Raw genomic sequence first — 7,656 nt, 5'->3', positions numbered from 1 at the left:
CAATGGCGCACCCGGAGGGATTCGAACCCCCGACCAAGGAGGTAGAAGCTCCTTGCTCTATCCAGCTGAGCTACGGGTGCCCGCCGCTTCGTTAGCGCGCATTGCGGCCGAGCGGAACCGCTATCATAACGCGGTCATGCACGAACCGTCCGATCGCGTCCTGAACCGTGTCGATGCCAACGCCGTTCCGGCGCGCGCATTTCGCCATTTCGATCTGGTCATGGCGGCGTTCGTCACCATCCTGCTGCTGTCCAACATCATCGGCGCGGGCAAGGTCGCGGCGATCGAGGTCGCGGGGACGCCATTCGTGTTCGGCGCGGGCATCCTGTTCTTTCCAGTTTCCTATGTCCTCGGCGACGTGCTGACCGAAGTCTATGGCTATGCCCGCGCGCGGCGGTGCATCTGGGTCGGGTTCGCGGCGCTGTTGTTCATGGCGTTCATGGCATGGGCGGTGGTCGCCATGCCACCGGCCGCGGACTGGACGGGCCAGGGCGCCTATGAAGCGGTGTTCGGACAGGTGCCGCGGATCGTCTTCGCCTCGATCGCTGCCTTCTGGGCGGGCGAGTTCGTCAACGCCTATGTCTTGGCGCGGATGAAGCTATGGACGCAGGGCCGCGCGTTGTGGACGCGGACGATCGGGTCGACGGTGGTCGGGCAGGCGGTCGACAGCGCGATCTTCTATCCGCTGGCGTTCCTCTACGTCTGGCCGACGCAGCAGGTGGTAACGGTGATGGCCACCAACTGGGCGATGAAGGTCGCGTGGGAAGTGGTGTTAACGCCGCTGACCTATGTCGTGGTCGGCTGGCTGAAGCAGCGCGAGGGGGTCGAGATCTTCGACGCCGCGACCGACTTCTCCCCGTTTGCGGGAGAGCGCCGGTCGCGGTGAGCGTGCCTTACGCGCCGACCTTCGCCAGCAGCCCTTCGAACAGCGCGCGACCGTCGCGGCCGCCATGCGCCGTTTCGATGCGGCGTTCGGGGTGGGGCATCATGCCCAGCACATTGCCGGCGTCGTTGACGAGGCCGGCGATGTCGCGTGCCGATCCGTTGACCGGCTCGGCATAGCGGAACGCGACCTGGCCGTTGCCCTCGATCCGATCGAGCGTCGCGTCGTCCGCGGTATAATTGCCGTCATGATGCGCCACGGGCACCTTGATCGTATCGCCCGCGCGATAGCCGCTGGTGAACGCCGAACGGGTATCGCCGACGGTCAGCGCCACGTCGCGACACACGAACGACAGGCCCCGGTTCCGCATCAGCGCGCCGGGCAGCAGGCCGGCTTCGGTCAGAATCTGGAACCCGTTGCAGATGCCCAGCACCGGCAGGCCCTTGCCCGCCGCATCGACCACCGCGCGCATGATCGGCGACCGCGCCGCGATCGCGCCGGAGCGCAGATAATCGCCATAGGAAAAGCCGCCGGGCACGGCGACCAGGCCGATATCGTCCGGCAGCGCGCTGTCGCGGTGCCACACCATCGTCGGGGCGGTGCCGGTGACCGATTCCAGCGCGACGGCGATGTCGCGGTCGCAGTTCGACCCCGGAAAGACGATGACCGCGGTCTTCATGCGCGTTCGACCCGGTAGTTTTCGATGACGGTGTTGGCCAGCAGCTTGCGGCACATCGCATCGATCGTTTCGTCGTCGGTATCGTCGGCGACGTCCAGCTCGATCAGCTTGCCGACGCGCGCCTCGCCCACGCCTGCAAAGCCGAGCGCGCCGAGCGCGTGTTCGATCGCCTTGCCCTGCGGATCGAGTACGCCGTTCTTGAGCGTCACGACGATGCGGAGTTTCATGGATAGCCCTCGACTGCACAAATAATGCGCGCGCTATGGCCCCGGCGGCGTCCGCGCACAAGAGCGTAGGCGACCTGCGTCGGATTCGCTTGAGCAGGGCGTGTTGCGCCCCTATCACACCGGCCATGGATGATATCCCTGCGCTTGGCTCGCTCGATCGTCGGTTCCTGAACGTTCTGCGCTGGCGCGGCGCGATCAAGGCGCTGATCCTGCTGGCAGTGGCCGCGATCGGCGAACTGGTCCTCGCCGATCAGCGATTGCCGAACGGTCTCGCCGCCGTGCCCGCGCTGGCGTTCGGGGCCTGGCTGACCTTCGTCGCGCCGGCGCGGAAATTCACCCATTGGGGCTTTGCGCTCGACGACCGCGAGCTGCAGGTCGCCCATGGCTGGCTGATGCGGGTCCATACTGTCGTGCCGATCGGGCGGGTCCAGCATATCGACCTGTCGCAGGGACCGATCGAGCGGGCGTGCGGCGTGGCGACGGTGGTGCTGCACACCGCCGGCACCGATCATAGCCGCGTCGCGGTCCCCGGCCTGTCGCGCGAGGCGGCCGAAGAAGTCCGCGACCGCATCCGTGCTGCGATCGGGGCGTCGCCATAGTGAGCGCGCCCGATGCGGCGCGGCGGCTGCATCCCGGTACCATCGCGCTCAGGATCGTGGTGAAGGCGCCGCAGAATGTCGCGGGGCTGGTCGCATTGTCGGCGGCGGCATCAAAGGGCGGATTGCTGGTAATGGCCGGCGTCGCCGCGCTGGTGCTGGTCGGCGCGGGGCTGGTAACGTGGCTGCGCTGGCGGTCGTTCACCTATCGCATCGCCGAGGGCGAGCTGGTCATCGCCGACGGCATCCTCCACCGCAACCGCCGCTCGATCCCGTTCGAACGCATTCAGGACGTGTCGATCGACCAGAAGCTGCTGGCCCGCGTCTTCGGCCTCGCGCGCGTGCGGATCGAAACCGGCGGCGGGGAGGCGGACGAGGCGTCGCTCGACAGCGTATCGCTGGCGGAGGCCGCACGGCTGCGCGCCGTGCTGCGCGGTCGCGACGCGTCGGTCGTGGCAGCGACGCAGCAGGCGCCGGCACGCGACGTCGTCTTTGCGATGGACACGCGTCGCGTACTGACCATGGGCCTGTTCGGCTTTTCGCTGGTGTGGGTCGGCGTGCTGTTCGCCGCGATCAACCAGCTGGGCGACCTGATCGGCCTTGACTGGAACGGCTGGTGGAACTGGGCCGGGATCGCGGGGCGGGAGGCATGGGCGCTGGCCACGCCGCTGTTCGCGCTGCTGGCCGCCATCGCCGCGCTGGCGGTCGGTGCGATCAGCGGCGTCGCGCGCACCTTCTTCATCGAACACGGCTTTCGCCTTGAGCGGGAGGGCGCGCGCCTGCGCCGCGTCCGGGGTCTGACCACCCGGACCGAGGTCGTGGTCAGCGTGGCGCGGATTCAGCTCGCGATGATCGAACGGGGCATGGTCAGCGGCCGGCTGGGCTGGTCGGGTCTGCGGTTGCAGACGCTGGGCGGCAGCGACGACGCCGGCGGGCGGCAACAGGTCGCGCCGTTTGCGCGGGAGGCGGAGGTGACGCGGGTGCTGGCGGCGGCGGGCTATCCGGCGTTCGATCCCTTGCCGCTGCGTGCCGTCGCGTTCGGCCATGTCGTGCGTACGGCGGTGCTACGCGGCGGGGTGCCGCTGGTCGGTGTCGCGGTGGCCAGCTGGTTCGTGCCACTTGCCGCGTTCGCGTTCCTGCTGGTGCCGGTTCCGGTAGCCGTCGCGCTGCTGGCGCGGCGGCGCCACCGCTACGCGGTCGTGGGCGATACGTTGCAGGTAATGCGCGGCGTCCTCACGCAACAGGCGTGGATCGTGCCGCTGGCGAACATACAGAGCGTGTCGGTCACCCGGTCGCCGCTGCAACGGTTGCTAGGCATCGCGACGGTGCGGGTGGACAGTGCGGGGGCCAAGGGGATGGGCCGGCCCGACATCACCGATCTCGCGGTCGAGGATGCCTATCCACTGGCGCGGGCGCTGCTGGCGGACGGGCCGCGCGGATCGACCGTTACGGCGTGACAGGGGCGGGCGTCGGCGCCGGATCGCCGCGCCGGCGCACCCCGGTCAGGGGCGCACCGGGCTGGATCGGGTCCGACCGGATGATCGCGGGCGCGGCGGTGGGCGGCGGTGGGGGTGGCGCCACCGCGCGGCGCATACAGTCCGCCGCCGGGCGGGGCACCTGCTGGCAATTCCACAGCCGCCGTTCGAGCGGCTGCGTCCGGTCGCGCAGATAGCTGAACGACATCGCGGTGAGGACCGCGGGTTCGCCGGCCAGGGCCGCCTGCGCAGGAACCGCCGCCGGATCACGCCAGCCTAGGAACTTGCACCGCACCCGGTCGCCGCACGCCGCTGCGGCCAGCGTCGGCCATTGATCGGGCGGCCCGCCGGTGTCGAGCGCGACGAGGAAGGTGTCGGGATCGTCGCTGCTCGGGCGCGGCATCGATCCGCCCGCGAACCGCCCGGTCGACACCCCGGCCTCGCGTTCGACCGCCAGCACCTCGGCCAGTTTATGGGCGTCGGAATAGGGGGCGAGTTGCAGGATGCGCGGTTCCTCGCCCCGTGCGCGCTGGCGGAACGCACCGGGCGTGCCCCACCATCCGGCCCAGCGGAAGAACAGGTGCGTGTCGACCGCCGCGATCTTCGACAGGCTCGACTGCCAATAGGGGACTACCCAATCGGTATGATAATGGGTGGCATAGCCGACCGGCGCATAGACGCTGCCCGTCAGCGCGGCGTTCGCAACCTTGCGCGCGCGGTCCCAGAACACCTGCGGATACGCACGGGCAAGCGCGCCGTCGCAGGTAAAGGTGAACTGGCACCCGGTGCGCCGTTCCGATCCCTGAAACACCACGCCGCACACACTGGCCGGAAAGGCTGGGTGGCGGACCCGGTTCAGCACGACCTGCGCCACGGCACGCTGCCCCTTGGTATCGTCGCCCGCTTCGTACAGCACGGCGGCGGCGAGGCAGTCGGTGGCGCGGGTCAGGTTTTCGGTATCCCCGGCAAAGCGGAACGGCCGCGCGGGCGGATTGGGGCCGTCGATAAACGGCACGGTCGCGTTGAACGCGCGCGCTTCATCGGGCGGCAGGTTGCGGAACTCCGCCGGCTCGACCGGGGGCGGGGGGATCGTCGGCTCGGCGGTGCGACCAGCGACGCCGCGCTGACCGGTTGCGATGCGAGGTTCGACCCGAACCGGTGGCGCGCGCTCGACGATCAGCGCGGGCACGACCGCGACGGCGATCGACAGCGCGACCAGCACGGCGTCGATCGCGGTCGATCCGCTGCGGATGCCGCGTCCGGAAGGTGGTTCGTCTAAGGGCGTGGTTGCCAACAGTAATCCGTTCGGTTCGAGCAGTTTCGAGCCTGTCGAGAAACGTTCGTCGAGAACACATCCTCGACTGCGGGCCTCGACAAGCTCGACCCTCCGCTCGAAGCGAACGGAGTGTTGGAGGAAGGAGGAGGGGCTTACTGCTCCGGCAGGAAGTCCGGCACCGACAGATACCGTTCGCCCGTGTCGTAATTGAAGCCCAGCACGCGCACCCCTTCGGGCAGGTCGGGCAGCTTCTGCAGGATCGCCGCCAGCGTCGCGCCGGACGAGATACCGACCAGCATCCCCTCTTCGCGGGCCGAGCGCCGCGCCATGTCCTTGGCCACCGCCGCGTCGACCTTGATGACGCCATCGATCGCGCGGGTGTGGAGATTGGCGGGAACGAAGCCCGCGCCGATACCCTGGATCGGATGCGGCCCCGGCTGTCCGCCCGAAATCACCGGCGACAGTTCCGGCTCGACCGCGAACACCTTCAGCTCGGGCCATTCCGCCTTCAACGCCTCGGCGACGCCGGTGATGTGGCCGCCGGTGCCGACGCCGGTGATGATGACGTCGATCGGCGTATCGGCGAAGTCCTTCAGGATTTCCTGTGCGGTGGTGCGGACATGGACGTCGACGTTCGCCGGGTTTTCGAACTGCTGCGGAATCCACGCATCGGGCGTTTCCGCCGCCAGCTCGTGCGCACGCTCGATCGCGCCCTTCATCCCCTTTTCGCGGGGCGTCAGGTCGAAGCTGGCGCCATAGGCCAGCATCAGGCGACGCCGCTCGATGCTCATGCTTTCGGGCATCACCAGGATCAGCTTATAGCCCTTGACCGCAGCGACCATCGCCAGCCCGACACCGGTATTGCCGCTCGTCGGTTCGATGATCGTGCCGCCGGGCTTCAGGTCGCCCGACGCCTCGGCCGCCTCGATCATGGCAAGGGCGATGCGATCCTTGATCGACCCGCCGGGGTTCGACCGTTCGGACTTGATCCACACCTCGGCATCGCCGAACAGCCGGCGGACGCGGACGTGCGGCGTATTCCCGATGGTTTGCAGGATGGTATCGGCCTTCATGGCTGTGTCTCCTTGGGGATGACTTCCAAATCTTCTGGCGGCGTAAAGCTCCGCGCGGCGCGCAGTTCGGGGAACAGGCGCGACCATAGCATCGTAACGCCGATCGCGAGTACCCCCCCGCCCGCGACCGCGACGACCGGCCCGACCAGTGCGGCAAGAAAGCCGGACCGCGCCTCGCCCAGTTCGTTCGATCCCGACACGAACAGCGTCGACACCGCGCCGACCCGCCCGCGCATCGCATCGGGGGTGTGCAGCTGGATCAGCGATTGGCGGACATAGACCGACACCATGTCGGTCGCGCCGACGACGAATAGCGAAATCAGCGCAAGGATTGCGGCCGGCGCGAAATCGCTGCCGATCGCCGCCTGCCCGAACACCGGGATCAGCAACGGCGCGGACAGGCCGAACAAGGCGGTCGCCGCACCAAAGCCCATCACCGACAGCAGCATCTTCGCCCCGACGTCCTTCGACAGCGGCTTGATGGCGAACACGGCGGCCACCGCCACCGCCCCCAAAGCCGGTGCGGCGCGCAGATGGCCCAGACCATCCGCCCCGATCTGCAGGATGTCGCGGGCATAGATCGGCAGCATCGCCGTCGCCCCGCCCAGCAGCACCGCGAACAGGTCGAGCGAAATCGCCCCGAACACCAGCCGGTTGCGCCGGACATAGGCGAGGCCGTCGAGCATCTGCCGCCACGGGTTCATGTTGCCGGTGATCGTCGCGCGCGGGATCGGCGGGATCAGGAACAGCATCACCAGCCCGAACAGGAACAGTCCGGCCGACACCGCATAGGGCAGGTAATGGCCGAAGGCATAGAGATAGCCGCCCATCGCCGGCCCCAGCACCGACCCGCCCTGCCACGCGATCGAACTCATCGCGATCGCGGTCGGCAGTACGGCGGGCGGTACGAGGTTGGGCGCCAGCGCCTGCAACGCCGGCCCGGCAAAGGCGCGCGCAACGCCCAGCATGGCGGCGACGAAGAACAGCCACGGCAGGGTGATCCCGCCGCTATAGGTCAGCCACGCCAGCAGCAGCGCGCAGCCGCCTTCCAGCGCGACCGACCCGCGCGCGATCCAGCGCCGGTCGACGCGGTCCGCGACCCAGCCCGCGACCAGCGACAGCACCAGCAGCGGCAGGAACTGCGCAACCCCGATCAGCCCCAGCTGAAACGCCGATTGCTTGATCGTCATCGTTTCCCGCGCGATGTCGTACACCTGCCACCCGATGACCACGACCATCGCGATCTGCGCCAGCGTGTTCGACAGGCGCGCGAGGAAATAGGCCCGGAAGGGACCGATCGACAACGGATGGGAAGTGGGACGCATGGGCGGGGTTTAGGTCCGGTGGCAGGCCGGGGCAATGCAGATCGGCTTGGGGGGTGTTGGGCGGTGGCTTCACCCCATTTTGTCACCCCCGCGAAGGCGGGGGTCCATACACGCTGACCTTA

The 7,656-nt window shown here is 68.7% G+C and carries 8 protein-coding genes and 1 tRNA gene; 3 read left to right on the top strand and 6 right to left on the bottom strand.

What is annotated here, in order from left to right:
* Positions 1-3: 3 nt before the first annotated feature.
* Positions 4-80, bottom strand: a tRNA-Arg gene (locus QZ755_RS00900).
* Positions 81-136: 56 nt separating this feature from the next.
* On the opposite strand from QZ755_RS00900, the gene QZ755_RS00895 reads away from it, so the two are divergent.
* The gene (locus QZ755_RS00895; RefSeq protein WP_294318574.1) at positions 137-886 is read left to right on the top strand and encodes a queuosine precursor transporter; all 750 of its coding nucleotides are present in this window, start codon (positions 137-139) and stop codon (positions 884-886) included.
* Between the two features lie 7 nt (positions 887-893).
* Here QZ755_RS00895 and purQ read toward each other — a convergent pair whose 3' ends face one another.
* Both purQ and purS read right to left on the bottom strand, forming a co-directional pair.
* A complete protein-coding gene (purQ, locus tag QZ755_RS00890) occupies positions 894-1,562 on the bottom strand; it encodes a phosphoribosylformylglycinamidine synthase subunit PurQ (protein ID WP_294318570.1) in 669 nt (222 codons plus the stop codon).
* Positions 1,559-1,789: a phosphoribosylformylglycinamidine synthase subunit PurS gene (gene purS / locus QZ755_RS00885; protein WP_294318567.1), complete on the bottom strand. Its 231-nt coding sequence runs from the start codon at positions 1,787-1,789 to the stop codon at positions 1,559-1,561. Before purS ends, purQ begins: the two co-directional genes overlap by 4 nt.
* A gap of 125 nt (positions 1,790-1,914) precedes the next feature.
* Between purS and QZ755_RS00880 the strand changes: the two genes are divergently transcribed.
* Together QZ755_RS00880 and QZ755_RS00875 are read left to right on the top strand one after the other, a co-directional pair.
* Positions 1,915-2,388, top strand: a complete 474-nt coding sequence (locus QZ755_RS00880) for a PH domain-containing protein (protein ID WP_294318562.1) — start codon at positions 1,915-1,917, stop codon at positions 2,386-2,388.
* Positions 2,388-3,842, top strand: a complete 1,455-nt coding sequence (locus tag QZ755_RS00875; protein ID WP_294318559.1) for a PH domain-containing protein — start codon at positions 2,388-2,390, stop codon at positions 3,840-3,842. Before QZ755_RS00880 ends, QZ755_RS00875 begins: the two co-directional genes overlap by 1 nt.
* Here QZ755_RS00875 and QZ755_RS00870 read toward each other — a convergent pair.
* The 3 genes from QZ755_RS00870 to QZ755_RS00860 form a co-directional block, all read right to left on the bottom strand.
* The gene (locus QZ755_RS00870) at positions 3,832-5,154 is read right to left on the bottom strand and encodes a cell wall hydrolase (protein WP_294318556.1); all 1,323 of its coding nucleotides are present in this window, start codon (positions 5,152-5,154) and stop codon (positions 3,832-3,834) included. The genes QZ755_RS00875 and QZ755_RS00870 overlap by 11 nt on opposite strands.
* A 134-nt stretch (positions 5,155-5,288) precedes the next feature.
* The gene (gene cysK / locus QZ755_RS00865) at positions 5,289-6,209 is read right to left on the bottom strand and encodes a cysteine synthase A (protein ID WP_294318554.1); all 921 of its coding nucleotides are present in this window, start codon (positions 6,207-6,209) and stop codon (positions 5,289-5,291) included.
* Positions 6,206-7,534, bottom strand: a complete 1,329-nt coding sequence (locus QZ755_RS00860; RefSeq protein WP_294318548.1) for an MFS transporter — start codon at positions 7,532-7,534, stop codon at positions 6,206-6,208. The genes cysK and QZ755_RS00860 overlap by 4 nt, the downstream gene beginning before the upstream one ends.
* Between the last annotated feature and the right edge of the window lie 122 nt (positions 7,535-7,656).

The sequence above is a fragment of the uncultured Sphingomonas sp. genome, assembly GCF_913776855.1.
Taxonomy (GTDB): Bacteria; Pseudomonadota; Alphaproteobacteria; order Sphingomonadales; family Sphingomonadaceae; genus Sphingomonas.
Note: the sequence above shows the minus strand (reverse complement) of the source record. Positions and strands in the feature narration are given on the sequence as shown.